The sequence below is a fragment of the Bradyrhizobium sp. 170 genome (assembly GCF_023101085.1).
In the GTDB taxonomy this organism is placed as follows: Bacteria; Pseudomonadota; Alphaproteobacteria; order Rhizobiales; family Xanthobacteraceae; genus Bradyrhizobium.
Genome location: NZ_CP064703.1, coordinates 1,698,155 through 1,719,517, shown reverse-complemented (window position 1 = coordinate 1,719,517; position 21,363 = coordinate 1,698,155). Strand labels below are relative to the sequence as shown.

The 21,363-nt window shown below is 59.3% G+C and carries 17 protein-coding genes and 4 pseudogenes; 10 read left to right on the top strand and 11 right to left on the bottom strand.

Going from position 1 to position 21,363, the window contains the following annotated elements; translation table 11 throughout:
- Positions 1 to 162 precede the first annotated feature (162 nt).
- Positions 163 to 306, top strand: a complete 144-nt coding sequence (locus IVB05_RS08265) for a hypothetical protein (RefSeq protein ID WP_247783817.1) — start codon at positions 163 to 165, stop codon at positions 304 to 306.
- Between the two features lie 863 nt (positions 307 to 1,169).
- The gene (locus tag IVB05_RS08260; protein WP_247518881.1) at positions 1,170 to 1,337 is read left to right on the top strand and encodes a hypothetical protein; all 168 of its coding nucleotides are present in this window, start codon (positions 1,170 to 1,172) and stop codon (positions 1,335 to 1,337) included.
- Between the two features lie 728 nt (positions 1,338 to 2,065).
- On the opposite strand, the gene IVB05_RS43475 is transcribed toward IVB05_RS08260, so the two are convergent.
- Entirely contained in the window at positions 2,066 to 2,188 is a 123-nt protein-coding gene (locus IVB05_RS43475) for a hypothetical protein (RefSeq protein WP_256467435.1), read from the bottom strand.
- A 134-nt stretch (positions 2,189 to 2,322) separates the two neighbouring features.
- The gene (locus IVB05_RS08255; RefSeq protein WP_247783816.1) at positions 2,323 to 2,802 is read right to left on the bottom strand and encodes a hypothetical protein; all 480 of its coding nucleotides are present in this window, start codon (positions 2,800 to 2,802) and stop codon (positions 2,323 to 2,325) included.
- A 925-nt stretch (positions 2,803 to 3,727) separates the two neighbouring features.
- Here IVB05_RS08255 and IVB05_RS08250 point away from each other — a divergent pair.
- Entirely contained in the window at positions 3,728 to 3,943 is a 216-nt protein-coding gene (locus IVB05_RS08250) for a hypothetical protein (RefSeq protein WP_247518878.1), read from the top strand.
- Between the two features lie 161 nt (positions 3,944 to 4,104).
- Here the strand turns inward: IVB05_RS08250 and IVB05_RS08245 are convergent, their stop codons facing one another.
- From IVB05_RS08245 to IVB05_RS08225, 5 genes and pseudogenes are all read right to left on the bottom strand, one after another.
- Positions 4,105 to 4,254: a hypothetical protein gene (locus IVB05_RS08245; RefSeq protein ID WP_247518877.1), complete on the bottom strand. Its 150-nt coding sequence runs from the start codon at positions 4,252 to 4,254 to the stop codon at positions 4,105 to 4,107.
- Between the two features lie 819 nt (positions 4,255 to 5,073).
- Positions 5,074 to 6,075 carry a nitrilase-related carbon-nitrogen hydrolase gene (locus tag IVB05_RS08240; protein WP_247518876.1) on the bottom strand — a complete coding sequence of 334 codons (1,002 nt, stop codon included), beginning with the start codon at positions 6,073 to 6,075 and terminating at the stop codon, positions 5,074 to 5,076.
- A gap of 608 nt (positions 6,076 to 6,683) precedes the next feature.
- Entirely contained in the window at positions 6,684 to 7,103 is a 420-nt protein-coding gene (locus IVB05_RS08235; RefSeq protein ID WP_247518875.1) for a CopG family transcriptional regulator, read from the bottom strand.
- Between the two features lie 13 nt (positions 7,104 to 7,116).
- On the bottom strand, positions 7,117 to 7,287 hold the full coding sequence (locus tag IVB05_RS08230; RefSeq protein ID WP_247787442.1) for a hypothetical protein: 171 nt from the start codon (positions 7,285 to 7,287) through the stop codon (positions 7,117 to 7,119).
- 203 nt (positions 7,288 to 7,490) lie between these two features.
- Positions 7,491 to 7,730, bottom strand: a pseudogene (locus IVB05_RS08225) (type IV secretory system conjugative DNA transfer family protein); the annotation flags it as partial.
- 84 nt (positions 7,731 to 7,814) lie between these two features.
- Here IVB05_RS08225 and IVB05_RS08220 point away from each other — a divergent pair.
- Positions 7,815 to 8,131 (top strand): annotated as a pseudogene (locus IVB05_RS08220) (DNA polymerase IV); the annotation flags it as partial.
- An 80-nt stretch (positions 8,132 to 8,211) separates the two neighbouring features.
- Here IVB05_RS08220 and IVB05_RS08215 read toward each other — a convergent pair.
- Positions 8,212 to 8,805, bottom strand: a complete 594-nt coding sequence (locus IVB05_RS08215; protein WP_247518874.1) for a DUF6088 family protein — start codon at positions 8,803 to 8,805, stop codon at positions 8,212 to 8,214.
- A gap of 1,161 nt (positions 8,806 to 9,966) precedes the next feature.
- A pseudogene (locus IVB05_RS08210) lies at positions 9,967 to 10,731 on the bottom strand (IS481 family transposase); the annotation flags it as partial.
- 87 nt (positions 10,732 to 10,818) lie between these two features.
- Between IVB05_RS08210 and IVB05_RS08205 the strand changes: the two are divergent.
- From IVB05_RS08205 to sugE, 5 genes are all read left to right on the top strand, one after another.
- The gene (locus tag IVB05_RS08205) at positions 10,819 to 11,601 is read left to right on the top strand and encodes a hypothetical protein (RefSeq protein ID WP_247783815.1); all 783 of its coding nucleotides are present in this window, start codon (positions 10,819 to 10,821) and stop codon (positions 11,599 to 11,601) included.
- Positions 11,602 to 12,141: 540 nt separating this feature from the next.
- Positions 12,142 to 12,384: an excisionase family DNA-binding protein gene (locus IVB05_RS08200; RefSeq protein WP_247783814.1), complete on the top strand. Its 243-nt coding sequence runs from the start codon at positions 12,142 to 12,144 to the stop codon at positions 12,382 to 12,384.
- 585 nt (positions 12,385 to 12,969) lie between these two features.
- Positions 12,970 to 13,374, top strand: coding sequence for a hypothetical protein (locus IVB05_RS08195; RefSeq protein ID WP_247783813.1), 405 nt, complete (start codon positions 12,970 to 12,972; stop codon positions 13,372 to 13,374).
- Between the two features lie 1,523 nt (positions 13,375 to 14,897).
- Positions 14,898 to 15,758, top strand: a complete 861-nt coding sequence (locus IVB05_RS08190; RefSeq protein WP_247783812.1) for an SPASM domain-containing protein — start codon at positions 14,898 to 14,900, stop codon at positions 15,756 to 15,758.
- A 113-nt stretch (positions 15,759 to 15,871) separates the two neighbouring features.
- Positions 15,872 to 16,186: a quaternary ammonium compound efflux SMR transporter SugE gene (sugE, locus tag IVB05_RS08185; RefSeq protein WP_247511900.1), complete on the top strand. Its 315-nt coding sequence runs from the start codon at positions 15,872 to 15,874 to the stop codon at positions 16,184 to 16,186.
- A gap of 1,889 nt (positions 16,187 to 18,075) precedes the next feature.
- Here sugE and IVB05_RS08180 read toward each other — a convergent pair.
- Together IVB05_RS08180 and IVB05_RS08175 are read right to left on the bottom strand one after the other, a co-directional pair.
- On the bottom strand, positions 18,076 to 18,597 hold the full coding sequence (locus tag IVB05_RS08180; RefSeq protein ID WP_247783811.1) for a thermonuclease family protein: 522 nt from the start codon (positions 18,595 to 18,597) through the stop codon (positions 18,076 to 18,078).
- Between the two features lie 454 nt (positions 18,598 to 19,051).
- Positions 19,052 to 19,797: pseudogene (locus IVB05_RS08175) on the bottom strand (energy-coupling factor ABC transporter permease).
- A 775-nt stretch (positions 19,798 to 20,572) separates the two neighbouring features.
- On the opposite strand from IVB05_RS08175, the gene IVB05_RS08170 reads away from it, so the two are divergent.
- Positions 20,573 to 21,349 (top strand): RMD1 family protein, encoded by a 777-nt coding sequence (locus IVB05_RS08170; protein ID WP_247786622.1) that lies wholly within the window; start codon positions 20,573 to 20,575, stop codon positions 21,347 to 21,349.
- Positions 21,350 to 21,363 lie beyond the last annotated feature (14 nt).

The following is a 21,363-nucleotide window of genomic DNA, read 5'->3' as shown; positions in this document are numbered from 1 at the left end:
GATGGCGCCGAAACGGGTCAGCAGGAACCTCGTCAGCGGCCACAACGGCAGGCCTTCTGGCGAGCCCGCATCGACAGCGTCGCGCCATGGATATGCGCATCTCACTCAGCGGGGTTTTGATCCGATTGGGGGGGGAGATCATCGAAGCGCATGCAGGGACCCATGGTTGACAATGATAACAACAACCGGCGCCGGCTCGTCGAGTTCAAGGACGGTTGCCGCTATGGCAAATTCGGAAAGACTAAGGCTTATGAGCTGATCGCCCACGAGAGGACCAGGGCCTACAAGATGGGGGCAAGACCATGATCGATCTCGACAGCGTGGATGAATATCGCGCTTCGCTGCCGAGGGTCGAAACAAGAGCAAGCTAGGCCGCCGATCTGCGCAGCGAGACGGCGGACGCACCTTCGCGCAGGCTGACAAGACGATCAGACAAGGCTGCACAAACACACGCATTCGGCATAATAGGCCGCACCGTTATAGCTACCTGGGATCTTGTTTTTGTCACCCTTGCCAAACTGGTCCGGCGTCGCGAGGGACTTTCTCCACGTCGTGGCGAGTTGAGCTTCCACATCGTTGGTAAACACGCCCTTCTCGTTGAGCAAGGTTGACGCGGTCGAGCGGAAGCCGAGCGCGCAGTGGTCGCTGCTGGCGCCAGCATCGCCGCAGCCCTCTCAGTATGTTGTTGGACATTAGTAGACCGTCGGCCATCGGCATTGGACGTCCAGTAGATCGCGGACAGCGCCGCGCGATCAGCGGTTCGGCGCCGGTCTTGTGCGAAGCGCAACCCTGTCGACCCCACGAAGCCAATACGAGGTAGTTGTCTCACTCGGCATGGTGGGCTCAATGGATCGGGTCGCCAATACCGGCCCTTGACCTCGCGATAGCATGTTAGGTCGGGCCGCCAGGAACTCGAGTCAAAGCAGGGTTCGATTCCAGTTAGGGCGATTGGTGAGACCGGAACGGGATGGGCCATGCCGTTGCCGGCATTTATTTTTGCCGGCGAATACCGCGCGTCATCTTGCTGGTATTTCTGTTGGTACCGACAAAAGCAGACGACGAAATGTATTGCAAATTCAGGTTACGCACTCGAAATCGATGGGCGACTCACGACTGAATTTGCGATCAATAGGACTCGGCGACGACTTCCCAGAACTGGAGTCCATCGAATGAAAACACCCTCATCGCCGCACTTCACGCCCGTGGATCTGAAGCCATATTTCAATGCCAGGCGCCGGGAGCTGGACGAGCGGCTCGGCAAGCGCGCGGGCGACACCGGCTGGATCGACTCATTGCGGGGGCCGCAGACGCATCGCGGCATCCCGTTTCTGAGGTAACCCTGTAGACCACGCCACCAGCACCCGGCCACAGGGGCTCCGTCGGGCGAACCATGGCGGCATGGGCGGTGTACAGCATAGCCCATACCTGCACACGTCCATATGCTGCCGTCGATGTAGCCTTTGAGTATGTGTGTGCGTTCTGCGCACCTTACCGGTGGGAGGGTCGAGCGTGGATGATGCGGTGACCAAATCATCCGGACGCACATGGATTCGAGCAGCCGCCGCACGTAAGCGTTGGCGACCGCCTCCACCTGAGAGTCGCCCAGCTGGGCCAAGGCTCAGTAGAGCAGGCTTGTCGCCTAGAGCGAGTCGCTGCTGCTCTCGGCAGCCCCAACCGCACTGGCCTCTTCGACCTTGCCGCCGGGAGTGCAACTTCCCGTGCGGCTTCATCTCTGAGGAGGATGCTTCCGAGTGCGGCACGGTGATAGAAGCCGAAGCCCTAGAACGCTGCCCAGTGTAGGGAGCGCGGCAGCATCCGGCGCAGCGCGGCATGCGCGTCGGCGATTGGGAACCGCTCTGGATCAGCGATAGCTGCGAACGCCCATTCTCCGTCCCCAATGCGCGCCCAGTGCGGCCGCCCTGAGTTGTAGCGCCTCGGGTCTGCGGAATATGCGCCAGCATACTCGCGCGCTCGGATAGATATTCGCTTCTCGACAAGGTTTGGCTCCAACAAAATTCCTCTGCTCGCCTTGGCGCGGCGCGCGGAGTAGGCAGACAGACGGGGTTCAGTTGCCGATGTAGACGCGGCCGCGCTTCTTGGCGATGCGATAGACCACTACGCTCAGCAGCGCTATCAATGATCCGTAGACGGGGAATATCCAGGTCATGTGCTCGCGTTGCAGCCACACCATAATATCCCGCGGCAAAGGGAAGGAACACGCAAGAGATGATCCGCCAGCTCCAGCGCCGGTTGACCGGCTTCTCGCCTGATATCTGCCCAGCGGCATCGCTGCGCGTGTTTCTCGGAGCGCGGCCACTGGCTTTAGCAAAAGGCGTTTGGCACCTGTCGAAAGTTGATATTGCTGCCGCCCTCCTCGGCGACAGCACACGCTTCTGAGTTTTCACCTACGACGGCCACACAGTGGGGTTCTTCTTCAACTGGCGCTCGTGGAACGGGGCGTGACGCTCCGCCGCCCATTTCAGACCCGGATCGGCTGGAATTTCCCGAGCGACCAATTGTCTCCGGCAGCAAGGGCAGGCCAAACCGTACGCGACGATCGACCTGCTCGGCAAAAGCCTTGAAGCGCTCGAGCCCGAGCACGCACGCCTCGTCCTGCTTGGATGGCGGCATCGGCGGCGTAATCGTGAGGTGGTATCGCGCATGGAGAGCCACTATTTCCGCGATCATCGCGATGTCGGTCCGCAGACTGAGCACCTGCTCATTCGTTCGCTCGATGGCCTCGTAAACGGCTTCATTCCGACTTGAGCTCGGTTCTTCCCGGCGCTCGCCGCTAATCTGCATACTCCAGCTTCCTTCTCTCTGCGTCTGCACACCGCCCGCGCTTGCACGCGCGTGGTCTGGATGTTCGGTCGAAACGGATGAATCGCCCTGCGATGACGCACGACAAAAGGGCCGAGACCGCATGCCGCTTCAACCGCGGGGACATTCTGGTCGTAGTCTGGCGTACCGAAAGAAAGAAACGGCGGACTCCTAAAGACCAGCGCCAGACGTCTCGTAGCCTCTTGTCCCTCTAGACAGTCAGGTCGCCGACAGACGAGCGATTTCGCGGACGGTGCGTGCACCCTTACTTGAAATCGACAAAGTTACCGATCCTGAAAAGAGGCGCAGGCGCAATCTAGATGGCGCCCTCGCGCCGCGACGTCGCGAACGACCCCTGCGGACGCACCGGCGTTATTCCTGTGGGGGTGATGCGCCTCATAAGAAGCGCACCAGCTCATGCGCGCGCGACCGAATACACCTGCGCCTCACCGATTTCCGGCATGCATCACCAGCGTGCGATAGGATTAACAACCGTTCGCGTGCCGCGCGTCGAGCCCGGCTCACGGCCCTTGAAACGTATCTGCTGGCCCCGGTGCGACCACTCACTTGTCGAGAGGCCTCAGGGGAACTGTCGGCCGCACTGGCAGGCGGCTGGATCGCGCAGCGGGTCCCCCTTGCTATGGCTGCAGACGTAGCGCTCGTTGTGCCCGTCCTCGCGATCCAGGAGATTCATCGGTCCCCCCGCACTCCGGGCATCGCTTCCGGATCCGATGGAGGACTGCCATGTGAATTGCCCCTGCCGACGGCGAGCTTACTTGCGCCAGATCGGCTGCTACAGGCTCGTCCCAGAACATTCCGCGAAAGGCCCACCCTGCTCGCCCGCCTTGACGTCGGAGCCGTCGATGTACTTAAGTGCAATCCTGGTAGCGTTGAGTGGGGGCACATCATGGATGTCGAGTTCGACAGGACCTTTGCACAGCGGGCCCGCGATCTGGCCGATAAGGCCGACCCGTTCACGCGAAAGCGGCTTCTGGTGCTGGCCGAGAAATACGATGCCAAGCTCGGCAAGCCTTCGCCGGCCAGCCGCAATGTTCAACGCACGCTGCCGCTGCCCCGCACCGTGCCAGCCGTGAGCGCCATCTCCGATGCTGGCGAGGCTTGACGAAGAGCGCCGGCAGCGAGGTCGACTGCGACGCCTGCAGCGGCAGCAAGCATCACACCTCCAACGCGCTGGATTTTCTAGGTACGATTCACGAACTACACCGGGAAAGGATGCGCACTCAAACCGGAGTGAGCATGCCGGATGTCACCCGTCGACCGCCCTCACCGCACTTCGGAAGCACTGCGGTCGCCGAGCAGCTTGCCGGTGGAGGCATTCACGAAATGGACCGAGGAGCATGCCGGACAAACGACCGGCAGATGAGTGTCGGGACCGATCTGCTCCAGTCCTGTCAGCAGGTGCTGCACGTTCATGCCCGTGCGCGGGCACCTGAAAAGTACTGATTGCTCCATCCGGCCAGCATAGGCCTGGATACTGCGCCCTGAAACTGCGGTTGTTTACTGAGAGCGTGCGGGCGCCTCCCGGAGCACCGTGCGGCGGCAGTTATGAATCTTCATCGCGTCTGGAGGCTGGGCCGAGGACAGTTTTGCGTATTCTTTGGCCCAGTGCTCAAGCCGCGCGGCTGGGTCCGGATCGTTGAGCGCAAGCGTGGGCACCTTCTCGGCGAGTAATCTGGTTTTATCGTCCTCCGTGGAATTCCTAACCCGAATCGGAGCTCGTGTTGCGCAGGATGCTGGATGCCCTTGCATGGAGATCACCGTAGCTTGAGTGCGCGTTCACCTTCAGTCGCCAGCTTCCCCGGCGAGGATCGCCTGGACCTGATCTCCCCGCCGTTGGGCGCCACTCGGAAAGACCTGCCGTGACGAGCCGTCTCGAGCTGACGATGTGGCCTCCCGATATGAGCGTATCCTCATCGAGGCAACATCCAGATCTCGAGGCGGGGCGCTGCAAGGATGGGCGATGCGGCGGTCAGCGCAACAGTTCGAACACCTGAAGCGAACTTGCCGCTGCAGTGACGCGGTGCGCTGTAGGTTGAAGGCCATTGGCGAGGCTCCGCAGCTGGGCATTTCTCCAATAGAGAATCGGTCCGGATCATGCGAGCGGCCCGCATGGCCCTGCTGCAAACTAGCTCTTTCTCTTTGCGCATGTGAATCTCGGACGATTACCTGTATCTCCGGCCGTTCGGGTCGAAGCCGGGATGCGCCAGTCTCCGGCCCGGGCGGGGAGGACCATTAACTCTCAAGCGGACCCGCAGCACGGTCCTCGCGGTGAAGGCCGGTAGTCGCCACGCTCCTGGGAGGAACAATCCGTTCATGGACGTGCGAAGAAGGTGTCCGGTCGATCAGGAGGCTGATCAGTTCAGGGCGACTGTAGTGACCGCTTGCATCCATCACTCTCTTGCGCCCGTCGATTTCGATGAAGTCGAGATCGGCAATAACCTCTCCTTCACCTTCCTTCAGGGGTTCGCCTATCAATTGACCATCGGGGGCAACGATAGCCGTGAAGCAACCGCCCGAAATCGGAGCGATAGCAGCGCCCGTGTCGTTGGCAATTTGGGCTTGTTGGTCGGCGTTGAGCCATGCGGTTGCGCTGACGACGAAGCAGGCCGATTCAAGGGCATGCTGTCGGGTGCTCACTTCCGTTTGCTGGGAGAAAAGGGGGCCGAAGATCGAGCCGGGGTACATCGCGGAGTGGATCTGCTCGCCATCGGCAATCAAGGCGTATCTGGCCAGCGGGAGATAATGTTCCCAGCACGCAAGCTGGCCGATACGGCCAACGGCGCTGTCTACGGCGCGAAGGCCGGCACCGTCGCCTTGGCCCCAGACCATCCGCTCATGATAGGTAGGGGTGATCTTGCGGCGACGCTGGATCAGCGTGCCGTCCGCATCGAACAGGAGCTGAGTGTTGTAGATCGATCCTCCATCCCGCTCGTTGGCGCCGACGGAAACGACCATTTGGGCGTCCTTGGCTGCATCGCCGATCGCATGCGTCTCCGCAGAGGGAACCATAAGGGATTGCTCAAGCAGCCTTTGATGCTCCTTGGCAAGCGTGAAGGGCGGCTGCACGAACGAGAAATACGGGTAGTAGGGAATGATGGTCTCGGGAAACGTGGCGAAACGCACCCCCTTCTTGCCTAATTCGCGAATCTTTTTGGTGATCTTCTCGACTGTCCCCTCTCGGCTGTACAATACGGGGCTGATCTGTACGGCGGCTGCCTTGACGATGTTTCTCATTCTCTTCTTCTGCTCATTGTGAGTGTCGAGCGTTGCACTGGAACTGGTGTAGAGGACGACGGATGACTCTCACCGAGGGCTCTTCGAGCACATCGGCAGGGCCTGTTGGACTCAGGGCCGTGTGCGTCCGCCGTCTCTCAGGCGTTGCCTGATTGCAATCTGACGTAAACGGATAACGTCGCATCAGTTTGCTGAAGGGCAGTGCACGTTCTCGCATTTTTCGACAGGATGTTCGCACAGTAAGACCGTACAACGTGGATTGCTAACACAGAGGACCTGCGATGCAACTCGCAAAAACTGGTAGGGCAACCATTGAGAAGACCTTCCAGAACTCTGGAGAGGCTTCCGCTTGCTCAAGCAAGCAGCGTTACTCCATTGAGCGGCAGCTCGGATGGAGGCCGGACCTCGTCTCAACTCGCTTCAGATTTCAGCATTCATGTCATGCGGCCTGCTACCCCTCAGATATCTGCCGTCGGTCCCGATCTAACGAGCTCGCTCCGTTCGATTTGGCCCTATCGTTGTTTGCGGCCGAAATGTACTCGGCGCGAGCACCCTCGCAAATTTCCCTTGTAGTCCTGCATCGTCCGCCCGCTCCGGCGGTTGTTGAATTACTCTGGAATTGCGGCGTTCGAATCGAAGCTCACCTCTTTCAGAACGCTTGATCCGCTGGAAAGCCTTCGGCCAAGCGCTTCAACGAATCGATCATAACGTTCGGCGCCTTTGGCGCGAGCGGCTGGACTGGATTGTTCTGGTAATGCCGGCACCGATGTTAACCAGAAGCGAATGAACAGGGCGAGCGTCTCGAGCGTGATGCTGTCATTGCGTTCGAGACGCTCGAGCAGCCGTGCGATCCGATCCAGCCGCTTGGCAATAGCCGCCTCGCGTCGGTCGGAATCGTCAGGCGAAAGAAATGACGCGATCGCGGCCTCTGCGACCAGCGACTTGGGCTGGCCACGACGCTCCGCGAAGACATCAAGGGTTCTGAATGTCTGCGGATCAAGATAGACACTGAGCTGAATCTTTTTCACCGATTTGTCCCACTCAGAGGTCCATGCCATCGTCAGGGTCGAGGCTGGTCGCGCGCGCTAATCCCTGCATTGCGCGGCTTAGCGCTTGTGCCTGGACCGCATCTGCGTCGGGCTCATCGGGACCAGCATCGAACTCATATTCCGCGAGCGGTGCCTTGATTTCGATCTCCTCGTGCTGCGGCAATTCTGGCTCGCGCCGCAGCCCCCCATTCGGATCGCCACGCTTTCGCTGCCTAGGCGCAAGCAGTTCGATCGAGGGCGCAGGGGTTGGGTGCCCCGACCAGTCCTCATCCGGGCGCGAGGACAAGAGAATTGTTCCTGTTCTAGCGGGCTTGAAGATTCGCTTCTGAAGTGCGGGTCCTCATAGTAACGAACCTTGGTGGCACGCAGCGGGTGAAGGCCCGACACCATCACAATCGCCTCTTTCGATGAGAGCTGCATGATTTCGCCAGGCGTCAGTAGCGGACGGGACGTCTCTTGGCGGCTCACCATCAGCTGGCTCTCGAAAAAATCGAGGCGGCCAAGGGCTGCAAACTCGTCGAGCATCAGGAGGAGCTTTTGACGGCGCCGGTCGGGATCCAGGCTCTCGTTCAGGCGCCGCCCGATCTGGTTGAGGATGAGCCGCATCAGGGGTTTTGTGCGGACGACGTCGGATGGCGGCACGACGAGATAGAGTGAAACGGGCTGTGGTCTGTCAAGGAAGTAACCGACCTCAACGCTTCGGCCGGCATCTCTACAGAAAGTTTCTGGCGAAGCTCGCCTCCGACTACCGCAAGCCGAACGGCCAGTACGTCATCACGCCGGAAATGGGCCCGGCGTTCGTCGAAAATTTGCCGGTTGGCAAGTTTCACGGCATCGGGCCGGCGACCAGCGCCAAGATGAACTCCCTCGGTCTCCACACCGGCCTCGACATGCGTAACCGGTCGCTCGAGTTTATGCAGACCAATTTCGGCAAGGCCGGAAGCTATTACTATTGGATATCGAGGGGTGTCGACAACCGCGAGGTCAGAGCCGATCGTGTGCGGAAAGGTGCGCCGGTCGTCCCGACTGATCGGCCGCGACGCTTAGCGCCTCGCGGCGGTCGGCGACCGGAAGGTGGAGAAAGGCGTCAGCCATGCGCAGCCTTTCCCACACTGCGCGCCAGCCAGGTCGGAAGCTGCGGCGCTGCCGCGACCAGTTCGCTGAAGGTGGACGGCGGGAGCTTCCGCTTCAGCATTTTCAATGCGGCTTCTGCCTTCTCCGGCCCGAGCCAGGCCAGCGCCCGCACTGCCTCGCCAGCCGGCTTATGAGCCAGAGCGAGTTGCCAGCGCGGAGCATGACGAAGTTCAACAACCTGCTTGCCGAGATTCATCGTTCGGCTGCGGCCGGAGGTCAGATAGACCGACCGAACCGGCACCTGGGTCGTCAGGCCAAGGGTGTTGGCCGCCGCCGCCCCGCTCGGGACGATGACTTCGCCGCGCTGGTTGGCGAGCGCCTCGACCGCCTGCTGGACTGATGGAGCCCTCGTACCGAACCGGCTCGTGATGGGACGGAGATAAATGCCCCGACCGGCCCGGATCAGGTGGCCCCGCTCGGTCAGCCGCGACAAGACCTGATCCACCGCGGCGCGATTACCGAGGTGAAGCAAGCCCTTAGCCGCCAAGGGCGTGCCTTCCGGCAGTCCTTCGGCATGCGCAAGAATCTGTTCGGTTAACCGTTGCATGGCCATTCTCCTGTCAGAAATATACGCGGTTTTCTGACAGTTTTCAAGCCCGAGGTATCCCCTCGGACGCGTCCGTTGCTGCTAGATCAGGGGCGCGCCCTTATCGAGCAGACCGTCGAGGAAGTCCTCCCGCGAGCCGATCGGTCCCGCGAGCGTCGCAAGGATCAGCGCCTCGACGACCTCTCGGGCCAATGACCGCGCCATCACCCGCTCTTTCGTTGAAATGGCCGTCATGGCGCGCCCGTGCAGGAATGCGCTCCGCATGTTGAAGAGTTGCTCATATTGGTCGGCGGAGCGTCGATCGCCCAGCAGGCCGGCCACCCGTCCCCGCATTCTATTTGTGGCGCGCATCCCTTTGTGGCGGTCAGGCGCGATGCGAAAGTTCTTCTGATAGTCCGCGCGCAAGCCGAGCGCTGCTTCGATCGTCGTGATGTGCGCAAGGAATTCGTCCACGCCCTCGGCCAGGAACGCGCGGACGAGGAAGTGGGCGATCGGCGTCTCGAACAAAACCGATCCCTTCGCCTGCTCGACGGTCGCCCACCGGCTCTGGTCCCACACTGTCAGTTCGGTCTTCGCCTCCTCCTCCAAGTGCAGCTCGACCGGACGCTCTTCCTCGTATTTCCCGCCATAGCCATCATCGTAGACCCGGTCCTCCCAACTCAGCGTGTCGGGGGACAGCGGCGAACGGGGACGAACGAAGATGTCACTGTCGATCGTGTAGACCCATGGCACACGGAAGCCGCGCCAATCGACTTCCTGCATGGTCGACCAGCTCTCCCAGGGGGCCAGCAGGAGGAAGAACAGCGCTTCCTCGAAGGCAGTCGGGAACCGCCCCTTATGCGGTTCGATCCGCCCCAGGTCCTGGCTCAGGTCCATGAACAGGACCGGGACCGCGCGCTCCTCCGGCTCCTGCTCGAGCACCACGGTCTCCTCGACGATCAGCCAGTGGAATTCGGAAAAGCGCTCGGCATCGAAGTCCTGACGCGGATAAAGCCGCCTCAGCCGGAGCGAATCGGCTACGCCGCGCAGCTTGTCCGCGCTCATCCGGCACACCCTGGCCGGACCGAATGCGAGCGGCGGCAGTTCGGCGGCAAGATCGAGCGGAGCAAGGTGAATGCGCCTGGCATGGGTGGCGCGCAGCGCTGCGTCCAGTCCCTTCGCCGCTTCCTTGATCGTGCGGTTCATGCGCTCGACCTGGCCATTGGTCCAGGGATGCTTGATCTTGGTCAGCCGATGTTCGATGCCATTCTCTTGGCAGCGCATATCGAACATATGTGTCACGTATCGTGCCGTCGGGCCATCCGCGTAGCGCGGCGGGAAAGTGAACTGGATCCCATTGTCGGTGAGAACCGTGTGGGTCTTGTAGGGAACAGCCGCGATCAGAGCTTCGAGGAAGGCCGAGGCGGAGGTCCTTCCCGTCTTCCTGACCAGTTGCACGAAGGCGAACTTGCTGGTGCGATCGATGGCGACGTAGAGGTAGAGCTTGCCTTCAGCGGTCTGGAGCTCAGCAATGTCGATGTGGAAGTAGCCGATCGGGTAAGCCTTGAACTTTTTCTTCGGAGGCTTGCTGCCTTCGACCTCCGGCAATCGGCTGATGCCGTGGCGCTGGAGACAGCGATGCAGGGATGATCGCGTCAGATGCGGGATGGTCGGCTGGAGCGCATAGAGGCAATCGTCGAGCGGCAATAGCGTATGCCGCCGGAAAGCGACGATGATCGCCTCCTCCTCGATGGAAAGCACTGTCGACTTGGCATCCCTGGGGCCTGTCGGGATATCGGCGACAGTCTCGCGCTCCTTCCACTTCGCGACAGTCTTCTGGTTGATCCCGTAGCGCTTGGCGAGCGCCCTCAGGCTCTCTTGACTATTTTGTATTGCTCGACGGACTGCCTCCGTCGTGGTGGCGCAGCCGTGTAAAACTTGTCCCATAGCGCATCCTTCGAATCGTGCGATAAGAATGCACCATCAAAGCCTGGGACTAAACACCTAGTCGTCCTGCCGATCTCACCAGAGAATATGATTGCTTTGCACTGCCCGACAATTGTGAAGCGCTATGAGTTCGCTCAACAGGCGGGTCTCGAGGCAGATCAGAAGGAGCGAGTGTTCCGATACCGAGACGGCCTCAGGTCTGGCAATCCGATCGATATTGATGAAGAGGCGGTCCTATTCCTCAATCATCAGCAAACGGTTCATAGTGCGCGGTACCTCTACGCGGCCAACGACACGTTTGATCGCGCGCGCGAAGCGTTGGAAGAGCAACCTCACCTTCGGTCCGTCACGGCACACCTGACGTTAGGCGACATGGGACGGCCGTCTAAACGACATTCAGGGATGCAATCGGGAACACACCTCGTAGTACACGGTCCTGCTGATCACAGGATACTCACAATCGAGGAAATCGATCCTTCCGGAGAAGGGATCACCGCTCGGAACGGCCAGATCGCATTATTAGCCCAAATGGCATCGGATCAGGGCATGCTCCGTGCCGAACTCTATGTCGATGGACGCCCCATTCGCACCTTGGGCGCTGCCATGATCGAGCCTTTCGGAAACACGGCCGATGGCTGGTTTCGCGTAGTTCACCGTGATGCCAGTTTGAGAGAGTTAGGCAAGCGTCTCGATCGCAACCGCCTGTTGCCTTCCTTTTCTGGCCAGCAGGCCGCCGACATTGAACGTCGAGCAGTTGGCAGCAAAGATCGCAAACCTTACGCAGCGAGGCGCATCTCTTCTTCTACCGTGGCGCTTTCGCCGGCGGCCTGGAGTAGGAATCGCGATCGAGAGAGTAGGCGGTCTGTTTAAACTCGATCCCATCGAGCAGCCCTTGGATATATCCGTAGTGGATTGAGATCACTCCTCCTCGGAAACTTCTCTCAATTTCAGAGTTCACGTCGCGCCGCCTCCGATCGAGCCCGGGCTAGCGAGTTTTCATCAGGTTGAAGAGGTGCGCAAACAGGACTCGAACCTTATTGCGAATTGCCGTCGCCGTCTCTTCGGTAGCTAGTGGTCGTTGGCTTGAGGAGATCGAACGATAAGTTATTGATTTCGTTCGCACAGTTGGGTGGGCTCGAACCGCCGACCTCCTGTTCCACAGTTTGTGGTGCTAGGTCTCATTAGCGCTTTCGATCCGTCCGATTTGTACGCTACGGCGCGCAGGAGTTAGCGGCGACATCAGGGAGCCTTTGTTTGGTGCCGTAGGCGATGTAGCTAAACGCAAGCTGAGCAATTGGGCTATGCGCAGATGGCGTGGAAACAAGTCAGCAGTAAAAGCTGCACCTTCCTGGCAAGCCAGCTCAGGCACCAGGGAAATACCCATCTCGCTCAGCGTTGCTTGATCCGATTATGGCGGAGATCATCGAAACTCGTGCAGGAACCATGTTTGACAATGATAGCAACAAGCGGCGCCGGCTCGTCGAGTTCAAGGAGGGTTGCCGCTATGGCAAATTTGGAAAGACCAAGGCTTATGAACTGATCGCCCACGAGAGGATCAGGGCGTACAAGATGGGCGGCAAGACGCTGATCGACCTCGACAGTGTGGATGAATATCACGCTTCGCTGCCAAGAGTCGAAACGAGAGCGAGCTAGTCCGCCTATCTCCGCAGTGAGACGGCGGGCGCACTGCCGCAAGGCTGTCGAGGCGATCCGACCAATGCTACATTAAATGCACGCACTCGGCCCAATAGGCCGCAAGGTTATAGATGCCGCGAGGCTTGTCCTTGTCGCCCTAGCGCCTCACCACCTCGTCGCGCCGCTGGCGCTTATTTCTCCGTGTCGTGAGCGAGTTGGACTTCCATTACAGCGCTGTCGAACACGCCTTCCTCGTTGAGCAGGGTCGACGCGGTCGAGCGGAAGCCGTGCGCGCAGTGGTCGCCGCCGGGGCCAGTATCGCTGCCCAAGAGCTGCAGCGGCTTGTTTAGTGTGTTGCCGGACTTTTGGCACGAGGTTCAGCATATCGCGGATCAGCGTCGCGCGATCAGCGCTTTTCGACGTCAGTCTCGTGCCAAGCGCCACCGAGTTGACCGCCGAAGTCGTCTATTATGAGGTAAGTGTCTCGCTCGACATCGTCGGGGCTAATGGATGGGTACGTATGACAAGACCCGCCCTTGACCTCCCGATATTGGGTTAGGTCGATCCCGCAGCAATTTCGATCCGAGCCGGGTTCGATTCCAGTTGGGACGATTGTGGAGACCGGAGCGGCATGGGGCGTCCCCTGCTGCAAGGAGCCTGCTGTTTTATTTTGCCAGCTATACGGCGCATCAGCTTGTTGGTATTTCTGTTGGTATCGGCAACAATCGAAGACAAAAATTTCTACAAATTCAAATGGTTATGGCACTAGGCGGTATCGGCCAGGGGCAGATCGCGGCAATGAAAGCGCAAGAGAATTCCAGCAGCTGGTTCGCGACTAGTGCGATCGGAATCGAACCGCCGGCGCCCGCGGGAATTGAATTGCAATGCCTGGCGGCGAGCGCCCACCGTCCGAACCGCGAATTGCCATCCGCACCAGAAATGACCTCACTGAAACGCAACAAACGCGATCGAACGCGGACGAAACCGCAGCAAAATCAGCGAAGCTGATCGGTAGTCTGCCGCTCATAACGGTCTGGTTGCAGATTCGATTCCTACTCGCTCCACCAGGAATGAGAACCCATACCCAATAGCGCAAGCCAAAAAAGCGCCGCCACAGTGATCGCCGTCGTGGCGATAGCGTGTTGTCTAGTGGATCATCCGAGCACCATTAATACAGAAAGCCCCTCCTCCCATGCGATTTAGGTTCTGGGCCGCTATTGCTGAACAATGCCGCGAAGATGCGCCGTGCAACAGGCTGGAAAGAGAAGCCCGAGGGACTCTGCTTTTCCTGGAATTTGTGAATAGCCTATGGTCAGGCTCGATGATGAGATTGTCATCGCAATCGTGATATTACCGCGGCCTGAGGCCAAACACATACCAGGCAGGTGTCGATGATGAATGGAAGAGTGGTTCCCGGCTCGTGAAAACTCTCGATCGCAAAACTCGACGGGTGGCTCGCGACATCCGGAGCTCACAATCTGTGTTAGCTTGCTGAAGAGAGGACTTCCCGGCCGTATCGGCACCTCATCGGCAGATAGGCCCAGTCCGTTGTGGTGCTTTCTGGTGGGCAACTTTGTGCCGATGCCGCCACCGGCCTGCTTTGCCGTGCTGGCCTGGATATAGATCTCAAGGCCATTTTAGCAGCAAGAAGTCAGCACGTGGCGTCGCTGCGATCGATCGCCCAGCCTCACGCGACGTCCTCTTTGCGCGTCATAGATTCCGACTCGCAGCATGGGAAATCGCTTCTTCAGCTCGCGCGCGCCGGTTTTGACCCCGCCTCTCGTCGCAAATTCAGTCGTGAGTCGCCCATCGATTTCGAGTGCGTAACCTGAAACCGGCAATTCACGGACGATAGCAACCATCTTTTTCCTTTAGCGACAGTAAGAAGACGATGTGGACTGCGTAGCCCGGGTCGCGCAAATCGCGCCAGCTCACTCCTATGTTGGGTAGCGTTTTCAACTGATGAAACTCGCAATTTGCTGCATGAAGGTGAAGGGACTTTGCATTCTCGACTGGGGCCAAGGGCACTCACAATCGGAACTTCGCGGGTCGATGCCGACCACGTTGATCATGATGACGTGGCGCTCGGGGCGGCGGCTACACCGTCACATTTCATAAGAAAGCTGCCATTCAACTCATTTTCGAGAGAGCTTGAATCGTACGTAGCGTCATATTGTACGCTATCGATCGCGTAGAGTTGCGCTTCGGTTGGGCATTTGGGACGACATTTATCGCGGACGTGTCGAGTTATGGACAGTACCGCCAATGGCATGAGTGATGCTTGTTGGAATAAACGAGACGTTAGACCAATCCCATCGACGCATGTGCATTCGGCAGCCGTCCAATCCTGCTGGACTAGGGCGCTAAGGGGAGAGAGCCGTGGCGCTTTCTTCATCTGTCGCGACCGCGCTTGCGACCGTGCCGTGTCGCGCTGATGGGCGACGAATCGAGAATGATGCATGAGCGAACCGGCATGAGATGCAAATCGACGGTCCCCTCAAGGTGTCTTTGTTCAAACGCGGAGCGCGGAAGTGGACAATATAGAATCGATGACTCTACAGGAGCTGCGTTCCGCAATCAGTGGCGGCAGGATCTTGGAGATAACTACGACAACGGACTGTGTCGTCGGATGTTCTTATTGCCCGCAGGACAAGTTTGCCGAACGGCAAAGAGCGATATCCGACGTGAAGCATCTTTCTCTCCAAGATTTCAAGCGATGTCTGGCGCGCGTACCAGCAGCTGTCGAGATCAGCTTTTCCGGGTATTCGGAGCCTTGGCTCAATCCGGCTTGCACCGAAATGGTTGAGCATGCCTATGCGTGTGGCCATGGAATCCGAATTTTCACAACCCTGGTAGGAATGAACGGGCGGGATCTAAGACGCTTGCGTGCGCTGCAGTTCCGCGTTTTCCTGGTGCATGTTTTTGATGACGGCACGCACATGGATAGTGGTCTCGTCAGGCGCAACTATGTCGATTTGATGCGCCAACTTGTCGATGCCGACATTTCATCGTTGCTCTTCATAGTCATGGGCGAGGTGCATCCCGAACTTGTCGGCATAATTCCTGACGAAGCGCTGGTTCGCTCGCGTCCGCCGCGCAGCAGGGCTGGCAACGGCGAGAAGATGGTTGGAGCGCGGCAGCCAATCGTTGGAGCACTGACATGCCCTGACGAACGGCAATATCGTAATGTTCTTCTCCCAAATGGCGACGTTACTTTCTGCTGCATGGATTTTGAGCGACGACACGTTTTGGGCAACCTCCTCCGCGACAGGTACAAGGATCTCTTTGAAGGGGCAGCTTTTTGCAACATTGCCGATCGCATGAACGGAACGGAGGGCTTTCTGCTTTGTCGATCGTGTGAATTCGCCGAACCAATAACGTCGGAATGCTGATCTTGAGAAGTTGACCCATGCTCGAAGCGAATCGCGAGCCCTGGCAAGGACGGCCTTCCAGCTCATCACCACATCAGTCGCGGCGACGACCCTGCCATGAACGGAGGGTCGCCATGGCCTGGAGCATTTTGTTAGTCGCCGGCCTGCTGGAGGTCGCCTGGGCAATCGGCCTCAAATACACCGAGGGCTTTACCAAGCTCGCTCCGTCCGTGCTCACGCTCGCGGCCATGGCCGGCAGCGTGATCCTGCTCGGCCTTGCTCTAAAGACGCTGCCCATTGGAACTGCTTATGCGGTCTGGACCGGCATCGGTGCGGTCGGCACCGCAGCGCTCGGCATCATCTTCTTCGGAGAACCGGCCGCCGCGTTTCGCCTTGCCAGCATCGGACTGATCGTCGCCGGCATTGTCGGGCTGAAGCTCGTGTCCTAACGAAAACATCGAAAGCATTGACCCCCACCAGGTCAGCGCCGCAACGATCGCCGAGGCCGGCACGTGATTCTCCAGGCATAGTCGATCGAGCTGGCCACGTTCCAGCGCACCGCCGAGGGGCGCGGCGCCGACAATGGCGAGGAAAGTCGCCAAGAACAAGATGCCGATGCAATGCCTCTGGGCCGAGACCGTCTGGCCGCCCTCAGTGTCGTGACGCGAAAGCCCTAGTGCGGACGATACGTCAGTCGCCCATCAGGGTCCCACCGCCATCGCGTCTGGCACAATAGCACCACCCAGAACGGCACGACCAATTCGCTGCCGAGATCGCCGTGCGAATAGAACAGCAATGAAAGCCAGCTATGCGGCTGATCTCCGGACGACGGCCAAGAAAGATCGCTTGCCGGAGTTATACGATGCCTGATCTCCGGAGCAGCAGGGGAGAAGATGCAGATTGGCAGATCGTGTTCGTTTGCTCCGAACTGCTTCCGACCGTCCCGCGTCGGCACCATCAGGGACTGCCGACCAGTTCAACTCTTAGATCGCAGTCAGGTGAGCTTGCGATCTCTGACTGAGCTCAGCTCCGCGCCTCGAATTACCGGTGCAACTTCATTGTGTGGTTGCAAAGAAATCGATCACCTAATCTCTTTCGCAGGAGCGTTCACTGAAATCATCGAACTGGCGGTGCCGGCGCACGGCATTCGATTCGTGTTCGACCTCAGACCCGCGGCTTGTTTGAACAACGACCGCTATTGTCCCGTAGACGACATCGCGATCGAAAAACGCCGGGAGCTTGCATCGTGCCCGTCAGCACAGAGTCTGCACACCACGAGGGCACGGGAGCGACGCTGCGAGTTCAGTGGCTCACGCTTCGTTCTTGAAGGCGCGCACTTCGTGTTCGGGAGGTGATATGCGATCTGACGTTCTTGTTCGGGCTGCCGCAGCAGTTGCGCTCGTCGCATGCGGTGTTGCTCATTCAGCGGATCTCCAGCCAGTCATCAGCGAGCCATGCTGTTTCCAACCGAACGAACAGCTGCGTTGTCTTCTGTGGCATTGTTGTGATAGGCGCCTGCAAGGCAGGTCCACACGTCTTTGTCACCGAAACCGCACGTGTGGTGTTAGGCTTCTTACCCGCCCGGTCAAATGCTGGCCTATGTCGGAGCAGCCGTGGCTTGAAAAGGCAATCGCGGCCATATCGCCAACAGCAGCGAAGTCCGGGAAGGGACCTATGCGGCGTTCCCGCGGCAAAGCGCGCAATTCGACTACCGTCGTTTCGATGGGCCCCTCGGATCCGGCGTTGAGCAAGCGCTCACATCTGCTTGGTCCATCAGATTTGAGTGCGAGCGTATGAGTTTGGCGGGACAGCATCTGGCGACCTCTGGGAATCAAGCTGCGAGCTCTGGGCATATCAAAACCTGAAAGTTAGAGCCGAATGGAGTGGAGGTAGGCTGCATCCCAAGCCACATTCGTGTTGCCTACCTTGCCCAGTGGTGCCTTGAACGCCACTGGCCTTCTTTCTTCCGCTCAACCTGTACCCGGCGGAATCTGATTGTTGTTCCGTGCCACGCCTTTGTCTTGTTTAGGCTCCGGAGAGCCCGCCATTCTTCTGAGGTAAATGCGGCTCTCTCTCGAACTCAAAAGGCGCCGCCTTGGCATGACCGCGAGTCCATGGTTGCGAAGAATTACGCCGAGAACGATGGCGTTCCTGCGGAGCTTGCAATTTTCTGTCTTGCGACTTTCGCGCTTACGAGAGGTTGAGACCATCTTACTCCTTTGAGCATGGTTGGGCGGCAGTGGTAAGCTTGCTCACTCCCGGTCGACGCCAGCTCGCTCGTGACTGTCACCTTGTGCGGAACCGACTGTAGTATATATTCTGGTGTGGGGAATACGAGTCAAGGGTGTGCATTCGCGTCGTCAGAACAGCTGGCTGGTCGACCACCTAACCGAATGCACGCTCGATATAGCCAAGGTACGGCAAAGCTGCCCGCCCACAAGCCCAGTCCGGCACGATCGGCCGAGCGTTGCGCAGCGTGGTATCGTCTCCTGGAGTATTGCGCCCAATCGAGCACGAGACCGTTACGCACCAACCATTCTCCGAGATCGATGCCATCAGCTGAACAGGTCGCTATCGTCCGTCCACACTCATCCTTCAGGACTGACAGACAACTGACTTCGCGCTCTGCAATGAAGCTTTCAAGATCGCTCGCGGCCCTGAGGCCACATCGATATGGATTAACGTTGATATCTCGGCACATTTGAGTCTTGTCCGGCGCGTCGATGCCCCAGAGCCGAACGCGTGTCCCGTGAATTTCTAGGGTGTCGCTGCTGATGACCTTTGCCGGCCCCGTCAATTCGCCGGCAAACACGATGCTGCACAGTGCAAGCATGGTCAACACCACGATCAATCCATACATGGCAATCTTCTTTGTCGAACTGCGAACATTCCGGCCGAGTGCAGCAGAGCTTGGGAAACCGCCGAACGGCGCTCCATCGCGGCTGTGCTTAGGAGGGTGCTAATGTTGCATGGGTAAGCTCGTTCGACGGATGACTCCCCGTGTAGCAGCAGCGCAAGACGCCCCTCGTGTCCAACCTCGCCCCCGATGCTCTGCGACCAGGCTGGTGCGCTGACCGCATCCCACCATTCCTCCACGTCGTTGAGGCAGTTCGCCTTGGCCGCATCACGCACCAGCAGGTCGAACTCGGGAGTGCGCGTCCGCTCACTAGCGACCGGGCCGGCGCAGACGGCCGGCCGCAAGCCGGCGAGATATGATTTCCTGGTCGCCTTGTGCGGAATGAGCATAAGCTCGGCCCCCTCGCTGCCACGGATAGCAGCGAGCGCGCGTCGTCCGGGATCGCTGCAGCCGGCTGCTATCGGGGAAAGCGTACGCATCGCTTGAGCAAAACGGGCGACATGACGGCCATCGTTGCTATCAACAGCAACATGCCTTCTAGGAGCGGTGGGCGACAGATCCCCTCGCACTCACGCCGCCCAATTTGTTTCGCGAGCGCCAGCACGGCCAGATCAGCCACCGGCTCGACCAAGGCCACGACTGCATAGGAAACTGCGAACGATGCGACGTTAGCGAGGTTGGCGGCGCCGAAGCCCGCGCCATAGAGCGCCCAAAACGCGACCCAGACAACGATAGAAGATTGATACGCAGTCGAGAGCGCAAGCGCCTTACTGTACTGCAGATCGCGATAGGCGGCCTTTGATGGATGAGCCGCTTGGCGAGCGCCTGGATCGCAAACAGCGGCACTAGAAGCGTCGTGACATTCATACCATATTGCGGCAGGTCGGTCGGAACGAAGAGGACGCCTTGCAGCAAGAGGCCGAGCGCAAGACCAAAGGCAGCCGGCGCCGCGCCGAACAACAGGAACAGCGTCGAGCCCAGGACGAAGTGCACTTCGGAGACCCCAACCGCAAAGTGCGGCAGGATTTCGAAGAACGTGAACACAAGGCGCATCGCGGCGATGGCTTGCATAGTAAATGACAGAGCGCCCGGCTCGCGTATGGTCTCGACCACAAGCTCGGCGACGACGCAGCCCGTCGCAATGCCTGTCGCGTAGCTCAACACGAGCTTGGCGCCTGTTACTATTCCCGGTTCGATATGCACGCTCAAGTCCTTTCTGCCGTTGTACTCGGGCCTTGGCTCAAGAATTTGCCGGGACGGTCGTGTGGCTGACGGTTGGAAACGGCACTTCACCTTCGCCACCCTCGGTCCACTGGTCACGTCCTGTTTTCGCCAGATCGGACCGGGTGTGCACTCACCCTTCGCTCGGTCTTTGCGACATTTCATAGCAACAGCTATGCCAGCGCCGCTGCCGCGGTTAAGGCTCTAATTGCGCTTTGAAAAGTTCCGCGGCGCGCAAGATTCGCCGTGTTCTGTAGCCGACATGCTCTGGAGGAAATTGAACACACATCGCTGCCAGTCTTTGGTCAGCCTGTGCCGTTTCAAACGATCATTTTCGCTCGTCCGTTGAAGCGGAAATCCTGACGCCGCTGGCGCGAAGACACCGGTTCGGCATCAATCTTGCTCGACCTTGTTCGAGGACGGCGCCTACGGCGCAGCCAAATGTTTGGCGGCCCGGGTGTCGAATTCCTCCAAGAGCTTGCTGGGTCGTTCGATTGACCTTGCGGCCAAGCATGCACGAACATGGAAATGGCGACGCACCCATCCAAACTTGGAGCCGGCATTTTCTGGATCGCACCATCATCTCTCAGCGACGCGCCCGGCAAATTCCGCTGCACCATCTGCGACGAAGTTCTGGACGTGTTTGACGGTCCCGGGGGAACGCTATCGTGTCGCAGTCAAACCGGATGCTAAAGTGAACATGGATCAACTTACGCCCGGCAAGCCTGCCGTCTCCGAACAGACGGCGGCCGCCTCGATGCTGAGCATTCGCGCAGTCATGCTGGGCGATCGCATCGACCCGTCGGCTCTCGAAATCGGAACGCTGGTGTCATCGACGCCGGTCGCTTTCCGCATTCATGCGGGCCTTGTCGTGATCTTCCGCTATGGCGTTGTAGTGCTCATCGGGTTGTCGCCCTCGGAAGAAACCGCTCTGATCGAAACCCTGATATCGCGGGTCATCGGTGAACTCAGCTCCTATGAGGAGGAGAGCGCGCAGGCGCAGCTCTGCAACGACCAGAGCGCCGAGGTCATCCTGCCGGGCGGGCGGATTTGTCTCAGAGAATTTAGCGACGATCGGCTGCTGCTGATCGCTGATACGCTAGCCAAGAGCACGGCGCTGGAGCGAGATGAGCGCCGTGTCGCCGCGGTGTTCGACGTGATCGAACCCTTTGCATGCGAACTAGCCGAGCGCGGCCGGACGCCGCGGGGCCGCAAGGGCATTCTCCAACTGATCGGCAATGCGCTCCTGGTCCAGCAGCGCGTCGCGGGCCGCGTCGCCATTGCCGAAAAGCCCGACGCACTCTGGGAGAAGCCGGAACTCGAGCGGCTCTATTCGCGTCTGAAAGACGAATACGAACTGAAGGAGCGTCTTGAGATGCTTGAGCGCAAGCTGTCGGCCATCTCCGGAACGGCTAACGCACTGACGGACATCATCGACACACGGCGCTCGCTGCGTCTTGAGTGGGTTATAGTCGTGCTGATCGTGATGGAAGTTGCGATCGGATGCTTTCAGATTATTACAGCAGCTCACTGAGTGCGGCTGGCCCC

Bases quoted from the DNA above. Each gene is read 5' to 3' on its own strand.
- IVB05_RS08170 (WP_247786622.1), top strand. From the start codon at position 20,573: ATGCTGAGCATTCGCGCAGTCATGCTGGGCGATCGCATCGACCCGTCG.
- IVB05_RS08265 (WP_247783817.1), top strand. From the start codon at position 163: ATGGTTGACAATGATAACAACAACCGGCGCCGGCTCGTCGAGTTCAAG.
- IVB05_RS08245 (WP_247518877.1), bottom strand. From the start codon at position 4,254: ATGAACGTGCAGCACCTGCTGACAGGACTGGAGCAGATCGGTCCCGAC.
- IVB05_RS08205 (WP_247783815.1), top strand. From the start codon at position 10,819: ATGATTGCTTTGCACTGCCCGACAATTGTGAAGCGCTATGAGTTCGCT.
- IVB05_RS08255 (WP_247783816.1), bottom strand. From the start codon at position 2,802: ATGCAGATTAGCGGCGAGCGCCGGGAAGAACCGAGCTCAAGTCGGAAT.
- sugE (WP_247511900.1), top strand. From the start codon at position 15,872: ATGGCCTGGAGCATTTTGTTAGTCGCCGGCCTGCTGGAGGTCGCCTGG.
- IVB05_RS08180 (WP_247783811.1), bottom strand. From the start codon at position 18,597: ATGTATGGATTGATCGTGGTGTTGACCATGCTTGCACTGTGCAGCATC.
- IVB05_RS08200 (WP_247783814.1), top strand. From the start codon at position 12,142: ATGGCGGAGATCATCGAAACTCGTGCAGGAACCATGTTTGACAATGAT.
- IVB05_RS08250 (WP_247518878.1), top strand. From the start codon at position 3,728: ATGGATGTCGAGTTCGACAGGACCTTTGCACAGCGGGCCCGCGATCTG.
- IVB05_RS08260 (WP_247518881.1), top strand. From the start codon at position 1,170: ATGAAAACACCCTCATCGCCGCACTTCACGCCCGTGGATCTGAAGCCA.
- IVB05_RS08240 (WP_247518876.1), bottom strand. From the start codon at position 6,075: ATGAGAAACATCGTCAAGGCAGCCGCCGTACAGATCAGCCCCGTATTG.
- IVB05_RS08215 (WP_247518874.1), bottom strand. From the start codon at position 8,805: ATGCAACGGTTAACCGAACAGATTCTTGCGCATGCCGAAGGACTGCCG.